At 71.6% G+C, this 21,469-nt stretch carries 16 protein-coding genes and 1 pseudogene; 3 read left to right on the top strand and 14 right to left on the bottom strand.

Annotated features, from left to right (window positions below; translation table 11 throughout):
• Window positions 1-2: 2 nt before the first annotated feature.
• Window positions 3-413: pseudogene (locus NQU54_RS01035) on the top strand (acyl-CoA thioesterase); the annotation flags it as partial.
• Window positions 414-559: 146 nt separating this feature from the next.
• Complete coding sequence (locus NQU54_RS01030; protein WP_257629294.1) at window positions 560-1,429, top strand: DUF8185 domain-containing protein; 870 nt, start codon at window positions 560-562, stop codon at window positions 1,427-1,429.
• A gap of 416 nt (window positions 1,430-1,845) precedes the next feature.
• Here the strand turns inward: NQU54_RS01030 and NQU54_RS01025 are convergent, their stop codons facing one another.
• Window positions 1,846-2,250 carry a globin gene (locus NQU54_RS01025; RefSeq protein WP_257629293.1) on the bottom strand — a complete coding sequence of 135 codons (405 nt, stop codon included), beginning with the start codon at window positions 2,248-2,250 and terminating at the stop codon, window positions 1,846-1,848.
• Window positions 2,251-2,465: 215 nt separating this feature from the next.
• Between NQU54_RS01025 and NQU54_RS01020 the strand changes: the two genes are divergently transcribed.
• Window positions 2,466-3,632 carry a methyltransferase domain-containing protein gene (locus NQU54_RS01020; RefSeq protein ID WP_441005736.1) on the top strand — a complete coding sequence of 389 codons (1,167 nt, stop codon included), beginning with the start codon at window positions 2,466-2,468 and terminating at the stop codon, window positions 3,630-3,632.
• 41 nt (window positions 3,633-3,673) lie between these two features.
• On the opposite strand, the gene NQU54_RS01015 is transcribed toward NQU54_RS01020, so the two are convergent.
• From NQU54_RS01015 to NQU54_RS00955, 13 genes are all read right to left on the bottom strand, one after another.
• Window positions 3,674-4,801 carry an FHA domain-containing protein gene (locus NQU54_RS01015; RefSeq protein ID WP_257629291.1) on the bottom strand — a complete coding sequence of 376 codons (1,128 nt, stop codon included), beginning with the start codon at window positions 4,799-4,801 and terminating at the stop codon, window positions 3,674-3,676.
• Window positions 4,802-4,870: 69 nt separating this feature from the next.
• Window positions 4,871-6,241, bottom strand: coding sequence for a vWA domain-containing protein (locus NQU54_RS01010; RefSeq protein ID WP_257629290.1), 1,371 nt, complete (start codon window positions 6,239-6,241; stop codon window positions 4,871-4,873).
• Between the two features lie 22 nt (window positions 6,242-6,263).
• Window positions 6,264-7,628, bottom strand: a complete 1,365-nt coding sequence (locus tag NQU54_RS01005) for a PP2C family protein-serine/threonine phosphatase (RefSeq protein WP_257629289.1) — start codon at window positions 7,626-7,628, stop codon at window positions 6,264-6,266.
• Window positions 7,629-7,631: 3 nt separating this feature from the next.
• Window positions 7,632-10,250 carry a serine/threonine-protein kinase gene (locus NQU54_RS01000; RefSeq protein ID WP_257629288.1) on the bottom strand — a complete coding sequence of 873 codons (2,619 nt, stop codon included), beginning with the start codon at window positions 10,248-10,250 and terminating at the stop codon, window positions 7,632-7,634.
• Window positions 10,247-11,572: a coiled-coil domain-containing protein gene (locus NQU54_RS00995; RefSeq protein WP_102934670.1), complete on the bottom strand. Its 1,326-nt coding sequence runs from the start codon at window positions 11,570-11,572 to the stop codon at window positions 10,247-10,249. Before NQU54_RS00995 ends, NQU54_RS01000 begins: the two co-directional genes overlap by 4 nt.
• Window positions 11,573-11,743: 171 nt before the next feature.
• Entirely contained in the window at window positions 11,744-12,778 is a 1,035-nt protein-coding gene (locus tag NQU54_RS00990) for a glutamate ABC transporter substrate-binding protein (RefSeq protein WP_502362189.1), read from the bottom strand.
• A complete protein-coding gene (locus NQU54_RS00985; protein ID WP_257629286.1) occupies window positions 12,775-14,184 on the bottom strand; it encodes a GlnX family signal transduction membrane protein in 1,410 nt (469 codons plus the stop codon). Before NQU54_RS00985 ends, NQU54_RS00990 begins: the two co-directional genes overlap by 4 nt.
• Window positions 14,185-14,312: 128 nt before the next feature.
• The gene (locus NQU54_RS00980; RefSeq protein ID WP_187286860.1) at window positions 14,313-15,326 is read right to left on the bottom strand and encodes a BadF/BadG/BcrA/BcrD ATPase family protein; all 1,014 of its coding nucleotides are present in this window, start codon (window positions 15,324-15,326) and stop codon (window positions 14,313-14,315) included.
• A gap of 74 nt (window positions 15,327-15,400) precedes the next feature.
• Window positions 15,401-16,663: a 6-phospho-beta-glucosidase gene (locus NQU54_RS00975; RefSeq protein ID WP_257629285.1), complete on the bottom strand. Its 1,263-nt coding sequence runs from the start codon at window positions 16,661-16,663 to the stop codon at window positions 15,401-15,403.
• Window positions 16,660-17,565: a carbohydrate ABC transporter permease gene (locus tag NQU54_RS00970; RefSeq protein ID WP_079257654.1), complete on the bottom strand. Its 906-nt coding sequence runs from the start codon at window positions 17,563-17,565 to the stop codon at window positions 16,660-16,662. The genes NQU54_RS00975 and NQU54_RS00970 overlap by 4 nt, the downstream gene beginning before the upstream one ends.
• Before the next feature lie 27 nt (window positions 17,566-17,592).
• Window positions 17,593-18,546: a carbohydrate ABC transporter permease gene (locus tag NQU54_RS00965; RefSeq protein ID WP_206332450.1), complete on the bottom strand. Its 954-nt coding sequence runs from the start codon at window positions 18,544-18,546 to the stop codon at window positions 17,593-17,595.
• Window positions 18,547-18,557: 11 nt separating this feature from the next.
• A complete protein-coding gene (locus NQU54_RS00960) occupies window positions 18,558-19,886 on the bottom strand; it encodes an ABC transporter substrate-binding protein (protein ID WP_257629284.1) in 1,329 nt (442 codons plus the stop codon).
• Window positions 19,887-20,011: 125 nt separating this feature from the next.
• Window positions 20,012-21,247, bottom strand: a complete 1,236-nt coding sequence (locus NQU54_RS00955; RefSeq protein WP_372505735.1) for an ROK family transcriptional regulator — start codon at window positions 21,245-21,247, stop codon at window positions 20,012-20,014.
• Window positions 21,248-21,469 lie beyond the last annotated feature (222 nt).

Genomic DNA, 21,469 nt, shown 5'->3' with positions numbered 1-21,469 from the left:
GGATGGCACGCCATATCTACCCCTGTCCCCTGCGCTGGTCCGACATGGACGCGTTCGGCCACGTCAACAACGTGACCTTCCTCCGCTATCTGGAGGAGGCGCGGGTCGACTTCATGTGGCGGCTGGCGCCGGGGAACGGGAGTGACGCGTTCACCGGCGGCGTGGTCGTGGCCCGGCATGAGATCGACTATCTGAAGCCCCTCGTCCACCGGCACCGGCCGGTCACGGTCGAGACCTGGGTGACGGAGATCAAGGCCGCGTATCTCACGCTGCGCTATGAGATCAAGGACGAGGACGCCCTGTATGTGCGTGCCGCCACCCGTATCGTGCCCTACGACCTCGACCAGGGCCGCCCGCGCCGGGTGACCCCGGAAGAGGAGAAGTTCCTGACCGAGTACCTGGAGCCGGAGCCGGTGAAGAAGGGTGCCCGTAAGGCGTCCACGAAGCCCGCCGGGTCCGCCGGATCCAGCGGGTCCGAAGGGTCCAGCGGGTCCGAAGGGTCCGATGGGTCCGATGGGTCCGCGGATGATGCCGAGCGGCCGGAAGGGGCCGTCTCGGTATGACGGCCTCCAGCCAGGAGCTCCACTTCGCCGACGCCGGGGAGGCGGCCGATCTCGCCGCCTTCCTGGCCCGGCTGATCCACTACGACCGTGCGGCGGCGGTGCGGCTCCAGGCGGGCGGCGGCGTGCTCGCCGTCTTCGGCCGGCCGCCGTCCTTCGAGGTCCTCGCGATCCGTACGGCGCGGCTCGAAGCGATCGTCGGCACGGAGGCCACGTCGGGCACCTCGACCGCGTCGGGTACATCGGGTACATCGGGTACGTCGGCCGGGGCGGCGGGCGGGCCGGGTGCGCTGGACACCACGGTGTCGGCCGGTGAGTTCGCGGACGCGCTGGACACGGCGCGGGCCGGGCGGACCGCCGACGGGCCGTCCCAGAGCCATGACCGGGGCCTGGTGGTCACCGTGCCGCAGGCCGTCACCGGCCCTCCATGGGCCGGGGTGCTGCCGCCGCGCGGCGGCTGGCGCCGGGTGAGCGGGCTGCCGGGCGTGGACGAGGTGCGGGGGGCGGTGGCCGCCGCCGTCGCCGAGTTCCGGGCCCGCGACACGGCGCTCCCCGAGGAGCGCCGTACGCGCGCCGAGCGCGACCGCATCGGCCGTGAGATCTGGACCCGCACGCTTGGCGACACCGGGCTTCCGCTGCGCGCCGTCCATGCCGCCCAGTCGCTGGGCTTCCTGCGCCCGGTCCGGGCGGCGGCGCCGGCCGCCACCGCCCAGGGCGCCGGTGGGGGTGTGGCCACCGGCGCGCCCGGCGCCATGGCCGAGCCGCTGGCGCTGCTCGCCGCGGGTGGCTGGCTGCGGCTGCGCACGCCGTACGGCTCGATCGCGGTGCGTACGTCGGGCCTGTCCGGCCTGCCCGTCACCCCCGCCTGAGCCCGCCGGGCCCTGCCAGATCCTGCCGGGCGCCTGCCGGGTCCTGCCGGTGTCTGCCTGAGCCTGACGGGGGCCCGCCTGAGCCCGCCGGGTCCCGTCGGGTCCCGCCTGAGCCTGCCGGGTGTCTGCCGGGTCCTGCCGGTGTCTGCTTGAGCCTGCCGGGTGTCTGCTTGAGCCCGCCGGGCGTCTGCCTGAGCCTGCCGGGTGTCTGCCGAGTCCTGTCGGTGTCCGCCTGAACCTGCCGGGCGCCCGCCCGAGTCCGCCCGGGGCCCTGAGCCCGCGGGGTCGCGTCCGAGCACACGTCGGTGTCCGCCCGAGCCTGCCGGGGCCCGCCCGAGCCTGCCGGGGCCCGCCCGAGCCTGCCGGGGCCCGCCCGAGCCTGCCGGTCCCGCCCGGGCCCCCGGGCCCCGCCGGGGTCAGCCCTCTGCGTTGATCATGGAGGCGGCGGCGTAGGTGAGGTAGTGCCACAGCTGACGATCGAGTTCCGGGGCCAGCTCCAGCTCGTCGACCGCGTCGCGCATATGGCGCAGCCAGGCGTCATGGGCGGCGCGGTTCACGGTGAAGGGTGCGTGGCGCATACGCAGCCGCGGGTGGCCGCGGTTGTCGCTGTAGGTGCGGGGGCCGCCCCAGTACTGCATCAGGAAGAGTGTGAGCCGCTCCTCGGCCGGTCCCAGGTCCTCCTCGGGGTACATCGGCCGGAGCAGCGGGTCCTCCGCGACCCCCTGGTAGAAGCGGTGGACCAGACGCCGGAAGGTCTGCTCGCCGCCGACCTGCTCGTAGAAGGTCTGCTCCTGAAGTGTGCCTCGCGGAATCTCTTTCACGCCTCCATGCTCTCAGACGCCCCCGTCCGGAAAAGGGGGTGTGGGTCGCGGCCCGGGGGCGGGCGCAGGAGAGTGGAGTCATGGGCAGCACGGGCGGGAGCACACGCAGTGCGCCGGACGCCGCGGGGCGTGTGGCGCGGCAGGAGCGTACGCGCCGGGAGGCCGATGGCTATGCCCAGGAGGCCGCGGCGCTACGGACCGGGCTGGTCCGGGAGATCGTGGCGGGCGGCGGGCTCACGGACCCCGCCTGGCGAACCGCCTTCGAGGAGGTGCCACGCCATCTCTTCGTGCCCTACTACTACGAAACGGGCGCGCCGGGGGAGGCGGGCACGGCGGTCGCCGCACCAGGCACGGCAGCGGGTGCGCCCGGCAAGGCAGCGGCGAGTACGGGGGCCGGTGCGGCAGGCACAGCGGCCGGTGCGCCAGGCACGGCGGCGGCGAGTGCGCGGGCCGGTGCTGCGAGTACGGCGGCCGGTGCGCCGGGCGGTGGGGCAGCAGGGGCCGGGGAGGCGGGAGAGGCCGGGGAGGCCGGTGCGGTGCGTGGGACGGTCGGCTACACCCGGCTGTGGCGCGACGACCCCCACCCGCTGCGGCGGGCCCGCTGGCTGGCCGGCGCCTACGCGGACGCCCCGCTCGCCACACGGGTGCGCGACGGTGAGCTGATCACCTCCAGCAGCCAGCCGTCGCTGATGGCGCGGATGCTGCACGCGCTCCAGGTGCGGGACGGGGACCGGGTGCTGGAGATCGGCGCGGGCACCGGCTACAACGCCGCGCTGCTGGCCCATCGGCTCGGCGATGCCCACGTCACCACGCTCGACCTCGACCCGGAGATCACCGAGGCCGCCCGTAACCATCTGGCCGCGGCCGGGTTCCGCCCCGCGGTCGTCACGGGCGACGGCGCGCGCGGCTGTCCGCTGCACGCGCCCTACGACCGGATCATCGCCACCTGCGCCGTGGCGTCCATCCCGTCCGCATGGCTCGGCCAGTGCCGCCCGGACGCGCTGATCCTGACGCCGCTCGCAACCGGGCTGATCGCACTGAGGGTCGCCGGCGCCCGCCATGCCGAGGGGCGCTTTCTGGCCATCCCCGCGTACTTCGTTCCGCTGCGCGGCAGCGGTCCGCCGCCTCAGGTGCCCACGCACGGTCTGCCGTCCCGGCCGCTGCTGGACGACTCCTTCCGCTTCCTGCTGAACGTGGCCGCGGGCCATATGGAGCCGGTCGAGGCCCTCGCGCTGTGGGAGCACGAGGGCAGGCCGGGGCGGGAGCGCTACGGGGTGACGGTGCGGGGCGATCGGCAATGGGCCTGGCTGGATGACCCGGAGGGCGCCTACGGCTGGCCGCTGGGCCCTCCCGGCCGACTTCAGCCCTTCCCGTACCGCTAGCTCCCCCCGGTTCCCCCGGTTCCGCTCCGCCCGTCCCGCCCTCAGCCCCGGCGCACCGTGATGGTCGTCCAGGCGCCGACGTGGACGCGGTCGCCGTCCCGGAGCGGGACCGGCACGAACGGCTGGATCGGCTCGTCGCCCCCGTTGATCGTCGTCCCGTTCGTCGAGTCCTGGTCGACGACCGCCCAGACGCCGTCGGGCTGCTGGACGAGGAGCGCGTGCTGATGTGAGACGCCCGGGTCCTCGGGCGGGCGCCCGAGGTCGATGTCGGGGGCCTCACCGGTGCTGTGGCGGCGCCGGCCGATGGTGATCTGGTGGCCGTTGAGCGGCAGCTGCTGCTCGGGGGAGTAGGCCGGGAGGTTCAGCCCGGTGGCCTCCGGGCCGCTGCGGTTCATCATCGCCATGAAGTACTCACGGTCCGGGGCGACGACCGCTATCCAGTTTCCGGGCGCCGCAGGCGGGGCCCCGGCCTGCCCGAACTGGGCGCCACCGGGCGCCGCGTGCTGCTGCGGGGCGCCATGGTGCTGCTGCGGCTGGTGCCCCGGCCCCTGCTGCTGCGGCGGGGCGTAACCCTCGTTCCCGTACGGCTGGGCGGGGGGCGCCGGAGCCTGCGGGTAGCCGTAGCCGTACTGCTGCGGGGCCTGGGGCGGGCCCTGGCCGTGGGCGCCCTGCTGCGGCGCGCCGTTGGGGGGCGTGCCGTGCTGCGGCGGCGGAAGCGTCCAGTCGCTGTCGCCGCCGAACCCCGGGCCGGTGGTCTGATGGGCGCCGCCCTGTGTCGGGTGCGGTGCGTGCGGCCCCCCGGGGCCGGGCTGCTGCGGCGGCGCGTAACCGCCCTGGGGCGGCCCGTACGGAGAGGGCACGTGCGTCTGGAAGTTGAAGCGGCACTCCTCACAGAACGGAGCCTGGGCCTCACGCGGTGTACGGCACTGCGGGCACAGCTCCTGCTGCTGCGCCGGATAGCCGTAGCCGCCCGCGCCGCCGGGCGGTGGCGGACCGCCGGGCCCCGGACTGCCGTAGCCACCCGGTGGCACGGGCACGCCAGGGCCGTTTGGCATGGGCGATGGCGGTGGGACGGCACCGGAGGGCATGGGTGTCCCCGACATCCGGTGGCCGCACACCTCGCACCAGTCGTCGGCCGCCGATTGGTGGCCGTTGGGACAGGTCGGCATGTCGGATCCCCCTCTTGTGGCGTTCTTGGCGTTTCTGCCAAGGAGTGCTACGTGAGTGCTGTCTATGTGCTATTTCTTGACGCGAACTGTCTTGGTGGAGCGCGTTTCGAGTGTCATCTCGTCCGCCTCCGCGACCTTCGCTTTCAGTCGCACAGTACCTGCCGCCGCATCGAGCACGTCCACCACCTTCGCAAGCAGTTTCGCCGTGTCTTCGTTCCCCGACGCGGTCGCCAGCTGTACGGCACGCCCCAGTTTCGCGGTCGCTTGTTCGGCATCGCCGGACTTGCGGGCATTCATGCCCTGTTGGATGGCGTGTGCCAGTTCGGCTTGGCCCGTATAGTGCGCCACCTGCGGATTCATCGCGGTGGAGACGGCCAGATCATCGGTCCACACCGCTCGCACCAGCCCCTGTGCCAGCTGGCTCGGCGGGCTGCCGACTCCATCGGGCGACTGTTGAACCAGGGAGATCCTGGCCGCGAGCATCTCCTGGCCGACCTCCGCCGCCGGAACCTTGACACACAAGTGATAGTCGCGGGACTCATCGCCCCATGACCCGGTGGGGTAGTCGCCCGTGCGCGGACCGGCCTCGGTGCGCCGGGCGGTCAGATCCTCGACCGTGGGTACGACCTGTTTCACATACGCCACTTCGGCGCCCTTGGGGGTCCACAGCCGGAGGCTGACGTCGGCGATCTCCTTGCCCATCGCCGTCTCCATCATCCGCGTGAAGTCCGCGGCGAGTCCGGCGGGATCGGCTACGATATCGGCCGTTCCGAGCAGGGCGGCGGCGATCGCGGTGACCTCCTCGACCTCCCAGTCCGTGCCGACCCCGCGGGCATCGCAGGTGAAGCGGCCCCCGCAGGCGTTGAGTACGGCCCGCAGCCGGTGCGGTTGCTCATGTTCGTTCCGGCCGTCGGTGAGCACGATGCCGTGCCGGATCGTGGCGTCGGTGGAGCCGAACAACTCGTCGGCCAGCAGCAGCCAGGTGCCGATCGCGGTGCCACCGCCCGGACGCAGGTCCCGCAGCGCCTCCTTGGCCTGGGCGCGGGTGAGCGGATCGGCGATGGCCAGCCGTCCGTTGCCCGGGAAGACCTCGACCGCCTTGTGGGTGCCCGCCACCACGGAGAAGGCCACCCCGTCGCGCACCGTGTCGATCGCGGCGGCGGTCGCCTCCTGCGCGTGGTGCATCTTCGTCGGCGGATAGTTCATGGAGCCGGAGCAGTCCACCATGATCACCACGGCCGCGCGGGCGGGGGCGCCGCCCTGGCCGGACGCGCTGTCGTGGACGCCGGGGGCGGGGATGGGCCGCCTTGCCGTGGCCCCGCCGCCCGCCGAGGTGACGGTGATGATCGCGTTCACTTCGCGGCCTCCGGTGGGGAGGTACTCGTTCTGGTAGACCTCGACCGAGAACCGTGGCGCATCGGGGGTGGAGAAGTGGGCCATGTCTTCCGCTCCTTGGCGACCGTCAGGCGGATCCTGCCCGGCCCGGGGCAGCGGGGAAGGGCACGACCGCCACTGTTACGTTGTCGTGGCCCCCGCCGTCCAGGGCGTAGCCGACCAGGACCTGTGCGCTGTTCAACGGGCGGGCGCGGGCGTCCGGCGGCACCGCGCGGGCCATCTGCTCCGCCGACTCGGCGTAGTTCCACAGCCCGTCGGTGCACACCACCACGACGCCCGGCCGGTCCGGCTTGTAGGAGGCCGTGTGGGGCTCCAGCTCATAGGCGTCCGCCCCGAGCCAGCCGGTGATGGCGTGGGCGCGCTCGTCCGCGTACGCCTCCGCCTCCGTCATCAGCCCCGCGGCCACCATCTGGGCCGCCCAGGAGTCGTCCTCGGTGAGCCGGGCGGGCGGGGCCGTACGGTCGTCGGGGACCCAGTAGGCACGGCTGTCCCCGACCCAGCCGATGGTGAGGATGTCGCTGGTGACGACGGCGCCGACGATGGTGCAGGCCGGTGCGTTCTGATGGCGCTGCCCCTCGTGGTGCGGGGCGGCCGCGCCGGTCTCCAGGGCCAGGGAGTTGACCGCGTCGGCGGCGGCGATGATCGCCTCGTTCATGGCCTGCTGGGGGTGGGCGCCGCGGGGCAGCGAGGTCCGCAGCGCCGTGCTCGCCGCATGGGCGGCGGCGGCCGAGGCGTCGTCGGGGCGGGTGGCCGAGGAGACCCCGTCGCACACCACCGCGACCATGACGGGTGAGCCGTCGGGCAGCTCGGCGGAGGACACCGTGAACGCGTCCTCGTTGCGGTGGTGGCGCAGCCCCCGGTCGGTGGCGGCCGCGATGCCCTCCAACTCGCTCTCCATATGGTCGCGTTCGCGTGCCTGGACGTGTCCGCAGCGCTCGCAGTATCCGTCCTGGTCGATGGTGCCCTCCTGGCATGCGGCGCACCGGGGGCGGTGGTCACCGCCGGGCAGCCGCGGGTCCGCCCCGGTGCCGGTGCCCGCTCCGCTGACCGTGCTGGTCGCCGCGCTGGTGTGCGTACTCGCGTTGGACTCCAGAGGCAGCCCGGCCTCGGCGAGTGGCGCCGCCTCGGCCGTGCCGAACGCCGCCTCGGCCGCGCCCGGCTCCGCCGCGGACCGCGGATCGGCCATCCGCTCGTACCCGCCGGGGGCCGGGGCGGCCAGCTCGTAGTCGTCCGGCTCCGGCTCCTGATCGGTGGACCGCGCCGCCCCGTTCACCTGCGGGGGCACCGGCTGGTCGGCGGGCACCCGCGCCGTAGGCGCGGCCGCCGCCTCCAGATCGGCACCGCACCGATCGCAGTATCTGTCCCCCGCCTGCGGCGGTTCTGCACAGGTCGGGCAGGCTGACAGCCGGGGCGGCTGCGGCATCTGCGACATCGATCACACCCACGTCTTGGGGCGGAAGCGGTTGGCCCGCTCCACCAGTTCGATCCTCTCCTCGCCACGCTGCGCGAGTCTGGCGAGTACACGGTACGAGCGCTCCAATCCGAAGCGCAGCCCACGCTCGTCCAGGCTGCTGCCGAGCAGAGGCGGCCGGTTGTGCCCCGGGGGTGCCCCGCTGCTGCCGGACAGTACCCAATCCAGGGCGATGCCCAGGACCTCCGTACGCAGCCGCTCGCGCCGCACCGCGTCAAGACCGAACTCGCCCAGCCGCTCGACCTGGACGGCCGAGGCCGCCAGATCGCCCAGCAGGGCGTCGTACGGGGCGCGCTGGCGCAGCCGGGCCCGTACGGCGGCGACCCGCGCCGCCGTGTAGTGGATCGAGGACTCCGGCACCGACTCCAGGGCGTGCACCGCGCCCGCCCGGTCCCCGGAGCACAGCAGGACCCGGGCGAGGCCGAAGGGCGCGCTCACAAAGCTGGGGTCGGTGGCCCACACCAGCCGGTAGTACTCCGCGGCGTTGTCCAACTGGCCCAGCAGCTCGGCGCAGACGCCGAGCGCCAGCTTGGGCGCGGACTCACCGGGGAACGCGTCGTAGACGGCGTCGAAGGAGAGCGCTGCCGTCTCGCGGTCGCCGGTGGCCAGCGAGTGCAGCCCCCGGTACCAGACGATCCGCCAGTCGTCGCTGTACGCGGCCTCCAGACCGGTCAGCGCCACGCCCGCGTCATGCTGCTGGCCCAGCTCCAGCTGGGCGCGCACCCGGCGCAGCCGCAGCTCGACCGAGTCCACGGGCGCGGTCCGCAGCGCGGCGCTCACCTCGGCGGGGTTGGCGGCCAGCAGCCCGGCCAGGAACCCGGCGTTGGGGTCGTCGGAGTCCACCAGCGGCACCGGGAGCGCCAGCGCGGTGGCCGGTCCGTCCAGCGTGGCGATGGCGGGCAGCGGCAGGGCCAGCGGGCCCGGCGGCCGCTGCGCGGGGACCGGCGCGGTGGCGCTCCGGCCGATGGGCCGGGAGCCCAGCAGGGACGGATCCTTGCCGTCGTCGGCGAACAACTCGGTGTCCACGACGCGTGGTTCCGGCCCGAAGAGGGTGGACAGGGCCGGCCGGGGCCGCCCGGTCTGGAGCGCCACGACCTCTCGCAGCACCCCGGTCAGCTGGTCGGCCATCTCCCGCGCGGAGGCGAAACGGCGGCCCGGGTCCGGGTCGGTGGCCCGCACCAGCAGCCGGTAGAAGGATTCATAGCGCCGGAAGACCTCGATGTGCTCGGGGTCCGGCAGGGAGTCCACGAAGACGTTCGTATAGCCCTGGAAGTCGAAGGTGAGCACGGCGAGGGTGCGCGCCACCGTGTAGAGATCGGAGGCGATCGACGGTCCGGTCTCGGAGATCTCGGGGGCCTGGTAGCCGACCGTGCCGTAGATGGGGCTGTCGTGGTCGTCCATCCGCCGGACCGCGCCCATGTCGATCAGCTTGAGCTGGTCCTGCTGCTGAATGGCGTTGTCGACCTTGAAGTCGCAGTAGAGGAGATTGCGGCTGTGCAGATGGCCGAGCGCCTCCAGCGCCTCGATGCCGTAGGCACACGCCTGCTCCACCGGCAGCGGATCGCGCCGGTCCTCCTCGGTGCGGCGGGCGTTGGCGATGTCCTTCAGGGACTTGCCGCCCACGTACTCCATGACGATATAGCCGTCGAGGCTGCCGGTGCGCTGGTCGAGATGTTCGACGAAGTTGTAGATCCGGACGATGTTGGAGTGCTCGATCTCGGCGAGGAAGCGGCGCTCGGAGACGGCGGCCGCCAGGGCCTCCTCGTCGCCCGTGTCCAGCAGGCCCTTGAGGACCACCCAGCGGTCCGACACCGCGCGGTCGATGGCCAGATAGATCCAGCCGAGCCCGCCGTGTGCCAGACAGCCCGCGATCTCGTACTGGCCGTGGACGATGTCACCGGGGTTCAGCTTCGGTACGAACGAGTACGGATGGCCGCACTTGGTGCAGAACCCCTCCGTACGGCCCGGCCGTTCGCCACGGGCGCGGCCCACCGGGGCACCGCAGTCCCCACGGCTACAGAACCGCTTCCGCTCGGGGACCTCCGGGTCCGCGAGCACCGCCGTCCGCGGATCGGGGCGCGGCACATCCGGGACGCTGACGAGACCGGCGCCCAGTGCGTTCCGCGCCGAGGAGGCCGCCGTGGCCGAGCGGGAGCTGCGCACCGAGACCGAACGCGACGAGGCCCGCCCCGACATGGCGCGGGACAGCCGCCCGGACACCGAGCGCCGGGACGAGGAGGAGCGTGCCGAACGTGACCGGCTCGAGGCCCCGGACGAGGAGTCCCGCCCGGACGACGACGAGTGGTCTCCGCCGCGCGACGAGTAGCCCCCGAGGTGGGACGAGGAGCCCCCGAGGTGGGACGAGGAGCTCCCGAGGTGGGACGAGGAGCTCCCGCCGTGGGAGGAGGAACTCCCGCCCGGTCCGCCCTGCCCGGTGATCCCGGTGGGTGGTGAGGCCACCATCCCCTGCGGTGAGACGACCGGGGCCATACCGCAGACATCGCAGTACAGCTCACCTCCGCCCACGTCCTCGTAGGACCCGCCGCAGTCACGCCGCTGGCAGGCGACGACCGCCGCACTCATTCCGTGCCTCCCTCGATCCCTTTCCCGGCCGGACCCGACTGGCGTGGCACCAGGGCCTCGGCCGCCGCCTGCTGATAGCGCAGCACGGCTTGTTCGGCGGCCCGCAGATCGCACGGGGCGCTCCACAGCATCCGGCGGGCCACGTCATACCGCTCCGTCAGCAGCGGATCCTCCGCCATGCCATGGCGGGCGAGCTTCGCCTTGTACGCGTCGAGACGGCCGCGCAGCTCCGCGCGGACCGCCAGCGGCGCGGTGACCGCGGTCAGCGACTCGCGGGCCCGCAGCAGCTCGTCGTCGGCGCGCTGCTCCAGGCTCTCCAGCAGCGGCGAGAGCCGGTGCCACTGGGAGCGCCTGCGATAGTCGGCGGCGGCCACCAGCTGCTCGTGCAGCGCGGTCGGCGGGCCGCTGACGGCCGGAACCTCCGATGCCGCGATCTTCGCGAGCACCTCACCGCGCGCCTGGCGCGCCTCCGCCAGGGTGCGGTCGGCGCGGGAGAGCACATCCCGCAGCCGCATCAGCCGCCGCTCCGCGTCCTGCCGCACATCCAGGACCGCCTCGATCTCCCGCCGCACATCCTCCAGGGCGCGGGCGGCGCGGTCATAGCGCTCGGTGTCGGGGCTGCCGCCGCCGGGCGCGGAGCTGCCGCTGGCCGGTTTCCAGAAGGCCAGCGGATCGGAGACCACTTCGGTGCGCAGCGCGGTCAACTCGGCGGTGATCTGCTCCAGATCGTCCCCCGAGGGGTGCTCACCGGGGCGCACCCCGACGGAGTGGGCGAGCGAACGGGTGCGGTGCAGCTCGGCGGAGAGCATGTCGATCCGGGCGGGCAGCGCGGACCATACGGCGTCGGCGCTGACGATCACGTTGAGGGCCTCGGCGTACCAGCGGTTCATCCGGTCGACCAGCCGGTCCAGGCTCAACTCCTCGCTGAGCAGGGGCGAACCGCCCAGCGTGGCGCTGCTGGGGAGGGTGATCGCGGTGCCGCACAGCAGCTCGGTGAGCTCGGCCAACTCGCTCTGCGCCGGCCAGCGGTGACGGGAGCGCACCTCACGGGCCCGGGTGAGGGCCTCGGAGTACGCGTCGAAGTAGCTCCACAGGAGAGAGATGGCCTGCTCGGTGGTGGACCACCGGTCCTTGGTGACGCCCGTGAGCTCGGCGCCCTCGAGCAGCCTTCTGCCCGCGTGGTCCTGGAGGGCGAGCAGCGAGGACTCGATCGCCTCGTGTTCGGCGGCGAGCTTCGCCAGTGCGCGGTCCACCTCCTCGCGGCCCATGACCGGGCCGTCAGGTGCCCCCGCGAAGCTGGGGAAGGGTCCCGGGACCCCCATCGATCACCTCTCCATGTCCGTAACCGTTATGTGATCCGTCTGCTGCGTCATCCCTACGCGTGTGAGGCGGGTGCTAATCCTTGCCGGTCCGTGATCCTTGCTCGTACCCGATGTGTCCGGGTCCGTCGTGCTCGTGCGCGCGGTCCTCGTCCCTGTCGGCCCTTGTCCGCGCTAGTCCTTGTATTCGGGGACGGGTGGTGTCGGATTCTCCTGTGTCGTGCTGAAGTCCTTGGCGAGCCACTTCTGGTAAGCCTGCGTCCAGGGGCTGCCGGCACCGCCCTGACGGTAGTTCTCCAGAACCTTGTTGACCCGGCGTACCAGGTCGTCGTCGTCCTTGTTCATCGCCACGCCGTAGAACTCATCGGTGAATCGCGAGCCGACCAGCTTGACGGAGGGGTCCTGGGCCGCCTGGCCGGCCGCCAGCGCATTGTCGGTGATCACCGCGTCCACCTCGCCGAGTTGGAGCCTCACCAGGCAGTCCAGCTGGTTGGGAACGGGCTTCACCTTGATCGCGCCCAGCTGCTCGGCCCCGGTGTCCGGCTTGTCCAGCTCGGCCTCGGCGGTGGAACCCTGCGCGGTGCAGACCTTCTTGCCGCGCAGGGTCTTGTTGTAGCCGGTGATGGACGAGTCGTCGGGGACCAGCACCTGCTGCCCGGCCTGGAAGTACGCGGTGGAGAACGCGACGTCCTTGATCCGCTCGCAGTTGATGGTCATGGTGCGCACCACCACGTCCACCTTGCCCTCCTGAAGGGCCTTGATGCGCTGACTGGTGGGGATGGTGCGGAAGATGACCGCGTCCGGATCGCCGAATATGTCCTCGGCTATGGCGTGCACCAGGTCTATGTCGAAGCCGGTGAGGTCGCCGGTGGCCGGGTCGCGGTAGCCCCAGCGGTAGCTGTTCTGGTCGACGCCCGCGATCAGCTTGTTGAGCTTATGGCCGTTGACCTCACGGTTCTTGATCCGCTTGATGGCCGGGCCGCTGGCGCTCGACGGGCGCAGGCTCGCCTCGGGATCGCGGCAGCTGTCGGCGGCGGCCTCGGCTCCGGCCCGCACCGTACGCGGGCGCGGCGCACCGCCCTTGGCGTCGCCGTCGCCGTCGTCCATCATCGCCGGCACCGTGATGGCCGTGGCCACGCCCAGGGCGCATACCGTCACCGCGGCGGCCGATCGCAGCGATCGCATGCTTCCGCTCCCCATCGTCCTCATCGGTACTCCGACAGTCTGCGGCCTATGCCCAGCACCGCGCCCGCGGCTCCCAGGAAGGCCAGCACACCAGCGCCCAGCGGCATGGCGGTGAACACGCCGCGTCCGTCGTCGGCGGCCTGCTGGAACTCCCGCTGCTCATGGTCGAGGGCCTCGGCCAGTTGGCTGTCCACCGCGTCGAAGGACTCGCCGGTGCTGTCCTTGGCGCCGATGATCTTTGCCAGCGCGGTCTTGTAGTCGCCCCCGTCATCCGCGGCGCGGGCGGCCTTGTGCCGCACCTGCCACTCCCGGATCCTCTCGCCGGCCTTCTTCACCGGCTCGCGTCCCGCGTCGTCGTCCGCGAGCGCGCGCGCCTTGTCCAGCAGGCTGTCCTCAGCGGGCTCGTCGCCCGACGCCTTCCCCACGAGCGCGGACATCCGCGAGCCGTAGCTGACGTCGTAGGCGTCCTTGCCCTTGTCGGCGCCGTCCTCGTCGACGACGACCGCGCCGCGCGCCACCAGGGTCAGATTCTCGTCGGCGCGGGCGCGCAGGGAATCGATCCGCGCCTCGTTGAGCACCTGGAGGGACTTCGCACCGTGGTCGTTGGAGTCGCTGAGGTCGGTGCTGGCGACGGCGTGGCCGACCACCAGCCACAGCATCACCACCGTGGCGGCGGCCGTGGCGGCGAGCAGGCCGTGGTTGAGCACCCGGTTCGTCCGCTGGTACTCACGGCGCTGGGCCCAGCCCAGCGCGCCCAGTGCGACGAGCCCGGTGCCGATCGCCACCCATGGCCATGCCTCGGCGTCCTCGTAGTCTTCCCCGAGGCGGGCGGTCTCCGCCTTGTAGAGCCTCCCGGCGGCGGGCAGCAGCCGGTCGCGCATGGTGTCGTTGGCATAGCGCAGATAGGCGCCGCCCAGCGGGAGCCCCTGACGGTTGTTGGCGCGCGCGGAGTCGACCAGGCCGGTGTAGACCGGCAGCAGTTGATTGATCTTCTGTATCTCGTCGCGGGCGGAGGACGAGCCCTCCGTATTGGCCGCGGCCCGCACCAGCAGCTTGGACGCGGTGTCGATGTCCCGCTCGTAGCGCTGCCGGACCTTGATGGGCTCCTGGCCGCCGGCCAGGAAGCCCCCGGTCGCCGTGGTGTCCGCGTCGGCCAGCGAGCGGTAGATCTGCGCGGCGTCGGCGCTCAGCGGCTGGCTGCGCTCGGCCACGGCATCCGCAGCGGTCTGCCGGTCGGAGACCTGCCAGGCCGTGACCGCGCCGAACGCGACCACCAGCGCGACCAGCACCGCCCCGATGACGCGCAGGCGGCCGGGCTCGGTCGTCGCCGCCGCCCGCGCCCGGTCGAGCCCCTCACTCCACGCGGTCCGCGGCGGGGCCGCGGGCGCGGGCGGCGGCGCGGCTCTGCCCGTGGTCGGCGCGTGGGACACAAGACCTCCCCCTGGATTCCATGATTGGTGTCGCGGTCGATGTCGCAGCAGTATGGACCGCGGCGCCAGGAGAGGTCACCGGTCGAGCCTGGATCTTGTTCGGATCGCGATCTTCCCTCCCCTTTTCATTACGCTTCGGAAGGACTTTCGGTTCCACTTTCCGTGTCATCGGCCGGGGCGTAGTGTGCGCGCAGCCGGGCGTACGCCGATTCGGGCGCGCCGGTGCGGTCCAGGCCCAGCAGCGCGGCGCCGAGCACCGGCGGTGCGGTGACCACGCGCGGTTCGGCCTTCGGGGCGCGCTCCGCGAGCAGTTCGCGGATCCGGTCGTCCAGCAGCGGATGGCGGGCCGCGATCACCCCGCCGCCCAGTACCACCGGTGTCTCCTCGCCCAGCAGATCGAGGCGGCCGAGAGCGACGGTGGCCATGGTCACCACCTCCTCCGCCTGGCGGTCCACGATCGTCCGCGCGATCTCGTCGCCGGTGTCGGCCACCGCGAAGAGCACCGGCGTCAGCTCATGCCGCCGACCCGCCTCCAGACGCCCCAGATGCAGCGCCTCGATCAGCTCGTACATGGTGGTCAGGCCGAAGTGCGCGGGCAGGGCGCGGGCCAGTTCGGTCGGCTCGCCGCGGCCGTCCTCCGCACGCGCCGCCCACCACAGCGCCTCCTCCGACAGATAGCCCCCGCCGCCCCAGTCGCCGGAGATCCGGCCGATGGCGGGGAAGCGGGCCACCCGGCCGCCGTGGCCGATCCCGGCGCAGTTGATGCCCGCGCCGCAGACGACGGAGACGCCGGTCGGCTCGCCGTCGTCCGCGACCCCGGCCCGCAGCAGGGCGAAGGTGTCGTTGGCGACCGTGACGGTGGCGCCCCAGCCGCGAGCGGCCAGCACGCCCGTCAGCTGCTCCTCCTCGCTGGGCAGATCGGCGTTGGCCAGACATGCCGAGATATGCCCCGCGGGCGGCGGGCCGGACCGGCCCGCCTGCCGCGCCACCTCCTCCACCAGGGGCGCGAGCGAGCCGACGGCGCGCTCGGCGCCCACGACGGGCGGCCGGAAGCCGCCGCCGCGGGCCTGGCCGAGGACGGAGCCGTCCTCGCCGACGAGCGCGATATCGGTCTTGCTGTTGCCCGCGTCGATCGCCAGCACCGACCGGTCCGGCGGGGTGGCCGAGGCGGGAGAGGAGGACGAAGGGGAAGAAGAGGGGGTCGATACGGACTGGGTCAGGCCCACGCCAGATGCTCCCGGTTGTGCGCGATGAGGTCGTCGGTCAGCTTCTCGGCGTATTCGATCTGGCCGATGAGGGGATGGGACAGCAGCGCCTGGAAGACCCGCTCCCGGCCTCCCTTCAACGCCGCCTCCAGCGCCAGATGTTCGTACGCGGTGACATTCGCCACCAATCCGGCGAAGAGGGGCTCAAGGGGGCGCGCGGGCAGTGGCTTCGCGCCCTGTGCGTCAACGGACGCCGGGACCTCGATCACCGCGTCGTCCGGCAGGAAGGGCAGAGTGCCCTGGTTGAGCGTATTGACGATCCGCACCTCGCCGGTGTCGCGCAGCAGGGACGAGGTCAGATCGACCGCCGCCTCCGAGTAGAACGCCCCGCCGCGCTTGCCGAGCAGCTCGGGCTTCTCGTCCAGCGCCGGATCGCCGTACATCTCCAGCAGCTCCCGCTCGATCGCCGCGACCTCCGCCGCCCGGGACGGCTTGCTGCGCAGCTCCCGCACCACCGCGTCGTGCTGGTAGTAGTAGCGCAGATAGTAGGAGGGGACGACGCCGAGCCGCTCCACCAGCGTGCGCGGCATCCGCAGATCGTCGGCGATCGCCCCGCCGTGCTCCGCGAGCAGCTTGGGCAGCACATCCTCGCCGTCGGTGCCGCCGATACGCACCGAGCGCTCCCAGGTGAGGTGGTTGAGGCCGATGTGCTCGAGCGTCACCTCACCGGGTTCCACACCCAGCAGCCGGGCGAACTTCCGCTGGAAGCCGATGGCGACATTGCACAGGCCGACCGCCCGGTGCCCGGCCGTGAGCAGCGCCCGGGTCACGATCCCGACCGGGTTGGTGAAGTCCACGATCCAGGCGTCGGGGTTGCGGCGGCGCACCCGCTCGGCGATGTCCAGCACCACCGGGACGGTGCGCAGCGCCTTGGCCAGTCCGCCCGCGCCGGTGGTCTCCTGGCCGACACAGCCGCACTCCAGCGGCCAGGTCTCGTCCTGGTTCCGGGCGGCCTGACCGCCGACGCGCAGCTGGAGCAGGACCGCGTCCGCGCCGTCCACGCCCGCGTCCAGATCGTCGGTCCAGGAGATGGTGCCCGGGTGGCCCTGCTTGGCGAAGATCCTGCGCGCCAGTCCGCCGACCAGCTCCAGCCGGTCGGCGGCCGGGTCGACCAGGACGAGCTCCTCCAGTGGGAGCGCGTCCCGCAACCGGGCGAATCCGTCGATGAGTTCGGGGGTGTAGGTGGACCCGCCCCCCACGACTGCGAGCTTCAACCCTTGACTCCTGTCAGTGTGACGCCTTCGACGAAGGCTTTCTGAGCGAAGAAGAAGACGATGATGACGGGGGCCATGACGAGCAGCGTCGCGGCCATCGTAAGATTCCAGTTGACGCTGTGGGCGCTCTTGAAGCTCTCCAGGCCATAGCTGAGCGTCCAGGCGCCCGGGTTCTGCGCGGCGTAGATCTGCGGGCCGAAGTAGTCGTTCCAGCAGTAGAAGAACTGGAAGAGCGCGACGGCCGCGATGCCCGGCTTGGCCATCGGGACCACGATACGCAGCAGTGTGCCGAATTCTCCGCTGCCGTCGACCTTCGCCGACTCCAGGTACTCCCGGGGAATCGTCAGCAGGAACTGGCGCAGCAGAAAGATGGAGTACGCGTCGCCGAACGCCATCGGAATGATCAGCGGCCACAGCGAACCCGACAGATGAAGCTGCTGGGCCCAGACCAGATACATCGGTATCACGATCACCTGCGGCGGCAGCATCATCGTGGAGATGACCAGGATCATGGCGGTGCGGCGGCCGCGGAAGCGGAATTTGGCGAGGGCGTAGGCCACCGGAATGGACGAACAGACGGTGAAGAGGGTGCCAAGACCGGCGTAGATCAGCGAATTGCGCCACCAGTCCAGAAAGCCCGGAGTGTTGAAGACATCGGCGTAGTTCGACCAGTTCCATTCGGTGGGCCACAGATCGCCGCTGAGCGCCTGGTCGTCGCTCATCACCGAGGTCAGGAAGACGAAGACGAAGGGCAGGACGAAGAAGAGCGCGGCGGCGATGGCGACCGTGTGCACGGCGATCCAGTGCAGCGCGGCGCGGCGGCGGGCGGCGGGGGCGGGGGAGCGTCCGGCGGCGCGGCGCGCGGGCGCGGACGGCGCCGAGAGGGCGGTGGTGGCGGTCATGGCGAATCGGTCCTCTCAGTCCTCGGCTCAGTCCTCGGCCGACAGCAGTCCGGCACGCTTGCGCATCAGCAGCGTCGTCACGGCCATCGCGATCGCGAACAGCACGAGCGAGAGCACGCAGGCGGCTCCGGTGTTGAAGTTCTGGAAGCCGAGCGAGTAGACGAGCTGCGGCACGGTGAGCGTGGAGTGGTCGGGGTAGCCGGGCTGGATGACCGATCCGGGCCCGATGCTGACGCCGGAGGCGAGCTTTCCGGCGACCAGCGCCTGGGTGTAGTACTGCATGGTCTGGACGACGCCCGTCACGACCGCGAACATCACGATCGGGGTGATCGACGGCCAGGTGACATAGCGGAACTTGTGGAACGCCCCGGCGCCGTCGAGCTCGGCCGCCTCGTACTGCTCCCTGGGCACATCCAGCAGCGCGGCCATGAAGATGACCATGAGATCGCCGATACCCCACAGCGAGAGCAGCACCAGGGACGGCTTGGCCCAGGTCGGGTCGTTGAACCAGTTCGGGGCGTGGATCCCGATGCTCCCCAGGATGTCGTTCACCGGGCCGGTACCGGGGTTGAGCAGAAAGACGAAGGCGACGGTGGCCGCCACCGGAGGGGCGAGATACGGCAGATAGAAGGCGGTGCGGAAGAATCCCACCCCGGATTTGATCCGGGTGACCAGCAGTCCGATGCCCAGGCCGAAGACCACCCGCAGGGCCACCATCACCACGACCAGCCAGAGCGTATTCCACAGCGCCGGTCCGAACAGCGGCATCTGCTCCAGCACATAACGCCAGTTGCGCAGCCCCACGAAGGTCGGGGCCTCGATCTGGTTGTAGTGCATGAAGGAGAAGTAGACGGTGGCGATCAGCGGATAGCCGAAGAAGACGGTGAAGCCGACCAGCCAGGGGGAGAGAAAGCCGAGGGTGCGCAGCCGCTCACGGCGTGCCTTGCGACGCAGGGCGGGAGCGTTCGTCAGGGTGGCCATATCGCACTCCGTCAGTTCTGTGCCTGGAGATTGTCGGCGTCTATTTCGTCATCGAGTTTTCGTAGCCCCGCGTCCAGGTCGTGCACCTTGCCCGCCTCGACGCCGTAGGAGAAGTCCTGGAGCGAGGTGACGTACTGACCGCCGTTGATCGAGGGCGGCAGGGCGGTGCTGTAGCGGTTCTGCGCGATATCGAGGAAGGCCCGGAAGGTGGGGTCCGAGTCCAGTTTCGGAGAGGTGAGCGCCGCCTTGGTGGACGGCACATTGTGAATGGCGTTGGCGAAGGCGACCACCTGATCGGTGTTCGCGGTCAGGAACTTCACCAGTTCCCAGGCGGCGTTCTGGTGGGTGCTGCTGTGTGCGATACCGACCACCGTGCCGGTGAGGTAGCCCCGGCCGTAGGTCTCGGGCCGGTCGTCGGGCACCGGCAGCGGGGCGGTGTCCCACGCGAATTTCGCGCCCTTCATGAAGAGCCCGCGCCATTCGCCGTCCATATGCATGGCGAGCTTTCCGGTGAGAAAGGCGTTCTGGGACGACATCTCATCGCCGAAAGAGGTGCGGAACGTCTCCAGCGGGCCATAGCCGCCCTGGCGTCGTATCAGCTCCCGGGTGGTGGCGTAGAACTCCTTGGACGCCTTCTCCTTCGCCAGCCGCGCCTTGCCGTCCTTGCCGAAGTACGTGGGTCCCCACTGGGCGAAGAGCCGGTCCGGGCTGTTCTGGTAGAGCCGGAAGTTGGGCATGAAGCCGACCCGCTCATAGCCGCCGCTCCTGGTGCGCTTGGTCAGCTTGGCGGCGTCGCGCTGAAGCTCCGACATGGTGCGCGGCGGCCGCTTGATGCCCGCCTCCTCGAACGCGTCCTTGTTGTAGTACATGCCGTACGCGTCGGCGAGCAGCGGGAGGGCGCACTGGTCGCCCTGGTAACTCGTATAGTCCAGCAGTGTTTTCGGGAAGACCTTGGCCTTGTCCAGCCCGGTCTTCTTCATGAACGGATCGAGATCCACCCACATCCCCGACGAGCAGTACTGCCCCACATTGTTGGTGGTGAAGGAGGAGACGACATCGGGGGCGTCGCCTCCGCCCGCCCGCAGCGCCTGGTTCACGGTGGCGTCGGTGACATTCCCGGTCGCCTTCACCTTGATATTGGGGTGGAGTTTCTCGAACCGGGCGATGCTCGCATCGATCGCCTTGACCTCGCTCTTCTCCGACCAGCCGTGCCAGAACTTCAGCGTGACGGGTTTGGTCGGATCGTCCTCGGCGCTGCCGGTGCTGGGATTGGCGCAGCCCGTCAGAATGAGCGCGCCGGCGCTCAGCGCCGAGGCGAGAGCGGCGAGTTTTCGTGCCATGGGGAGACTTCCTTTGCTGCGGTACGGGGGACGGCAGGGGAAGCGGCGGTGCGGGCGCCGGACAACGGACGAAGGTGAAAGGGGGACGGGGCGGTGGAGTGGCGCCCGGTGCGGCGGGTGCCGGATCAGGCGTCGAATCGGGCGGTGTCGAAAACGGTCTGACGGGCATCGGCGACCGCCGTCCGCAGCGCGCCGATGAGAATCGGATCCCCCTCTATCTCACTGATCCGCAGCTGCGGGCGGGGCAGTGCGAGACCGGTCATCTCGGTCTCGACCAGTCGGCGCAGCCGCTCCCCACCGGCCTGGGCGACCTCACCCGAGAGGACGACCAGCTCCGGGTCGACCACGGCGACGACGGAGGCCAGCCCGGTGGCCAGCCGGCGGGCCAGCTCGGTCAGCACCTCGTCGCCCGCGCCGGGGGTGCGCAGCGCGGCGGTGAGCGCCTTGGTGGCCGTGGGCGCGTCGATGCCGTGCTCACGGGCCAGCTCCACGACGGCCGGTGAGCCGACCAGCTTCTGGAACCCCCCGCCCCCGTCCGGCCGGGCGGCCGCGTGGGGTCCGCCCCGGGCCAGCGGGGCGCCCGGCAGCGGCATATAGCCGATCTCCCCGGCCCCGCCGGTGGCCCCCCGCAGCAGGGTGCCGCCGAGCACGATGGCCGCGCCGACCCCCTCGTCGGCCCAGACCAGCGCGAAGTCGTCGAAGTCCTGGGCGGTGCCGTGGTGCTGTTCGGCGATGGCGGCGAGGTTGACGTCGTTCTCGATGACGATCGGTGTGTGCAGCACCTCGGCCAGCTCGTCCCGCAGGGTGCGGGACTGCCAGCCGGGCAGATGCGGGGCGTAGCGCAGCGTCCCGGTGCGCGGGTCGAGCGCGCCGGGGGTGCCGATCACGGTGGAGTGCAGATCGTCCCGGCCGAGCCCGGCGGCGGCCAGCGCCCCGTCCACCGCCTCGGCGACCAGCTCCCCGGTCCGGTTGGTCACGTTCTCGTCGGTGGCCGGGGCCGTCACCCGGTACTCACCGGCGATCCGGCCGGTGATGTCGGCGATGGCGGCGGTGATGCCCTCTTGGTCCACGGCGAGCGCGGCCACATGGGCGGCGGCCGGATCGATCTCGTACAGCTGCGCGTTGGGCCCCGGCCGGCCGGTGACGTTCCCGGTCGTACGGACCAGGCCGACGGACTCCAGACGGGTCAGCAGCTGGGAGGCGGTGGGCTTGGACAGCCCGGTGAGCTCCCCGAGCCGGGTCCGGGTGAGCGGCCCGTGCGCGGCCAGCAGCTCCAGTGCGGCGCGGTCGTTCATGGCGCGGAGGACACGGGGGGTCCCGGGTGTGCCGCCCTGCGTGTTGCTGCCGGGTGATGCGGCCATGGTGGTGCCCCCGTCTCACTCTGTTAAGAAAGTTTCCTATTGATGACCAGCAAGCTAGGGGGCGGACCGGGGCGGAGTCAATGGGTCATGGGCGGGCTTTCCTTGGCGGGTTCTTGGCGAAGAGATTGATCTCGCATGTACCTGGCATGGACAAGTCACCGTAAGAGTGGCCTGCGGCGGGGTGGCCGTGATCGTCGGCGCCCGCCGGAATGCGACCACTCG

This window comes from Streptomyces malaysiensis subsp. samsunensis (genome assembly GCF_024519315.1).
Taxonomy (GTDB): Bacteria; Actinomycetota; Actinomycetes; order Streptomycetales; family Streptomycetaceae; genus Streptomyces; species Streptomyces malaysiensis.
This window is presented reverse-complemented; position numbering and strand designations above follow the sequence as displayed.

Coding starts and splice junctions, on each gene's coding strand:
- NQU54_RS01030 (WP_257629294.1), top strand. CDS start 560: ATGACGGCCTCCAGCCAGGAGCTCCACTTCGCCGACGCCGGGGAGGCG.
- NQU54_RS01015 (WP_257629291.1), bottom strand. CDS start 4,801: ATGCCGACCTGTCCCAACGGCCACCAATCGGCGGCCGACGACTGGTGC.
- NQU54_RS01010 (WP_257629290.1), bottom strand. CDS start 6,241: ATGGCCCACTTCTCCACCCCCGATGCGCCACGGTTCTCGGTCGAGGTC.
- NQU54_RS01005 (WP_257629289.1), bottom strand. CDS start 7,628: ATGTCGCAGATGCCGCAGCCGCCCCGGCTGTCAGCCTGCCCGACCTGT.
- NQU54_RS01000 (WP_257629288.1), bottom strand. CDS start 10,250: ATGAGTGCGGCGGTCGTCGCCTGCCAGCGGCGTGACTGCGGCGGGTCC.
- NQU54_RS00995 (WP_102934670.1), bottom strand. CDS start 11,572: ATGGGGGTCCCGGGACCCTTCCCCAGCTTCGCGGGGGCACCTGACGGC.
- NQU54_RS00990 (WP_502362189.1), bottom strand. CDS start 12,778: ATGAGGACGATGGGGAGCGGAAGCATGCGATCGCTGCGATCGGCCGCC.
- NQU54_RS00970 (WP_079257654.1), bottom strand. CDS start 17,565: ATGACCGCCACCACCGCCCTCTCGGCGCCGTCCGCGCCCGCGCGCCGC.
- NQU54_RS00965 (WP_206332450.1), bottom strand. CDS start 18,546: ATGGCCACCCTGACGAACGCTCCCGCCCTGCGTCGCAAGGCACGCCGT.
- NQU54_RS00960 (WP_257629284.1), bottom strand. CDS start 19,886: ATGGCACGAAAACTCGCCGCTCTCGCCTCGGCGCTGAGCGCCGGCGCG.
- NQU54_RS00955 (WP_372505735.1), bottom strand. CDS start 21,247: ATGGCCGCATCACCCGGCAGCAACACGCAGGGCGGCACACCCGGGACC.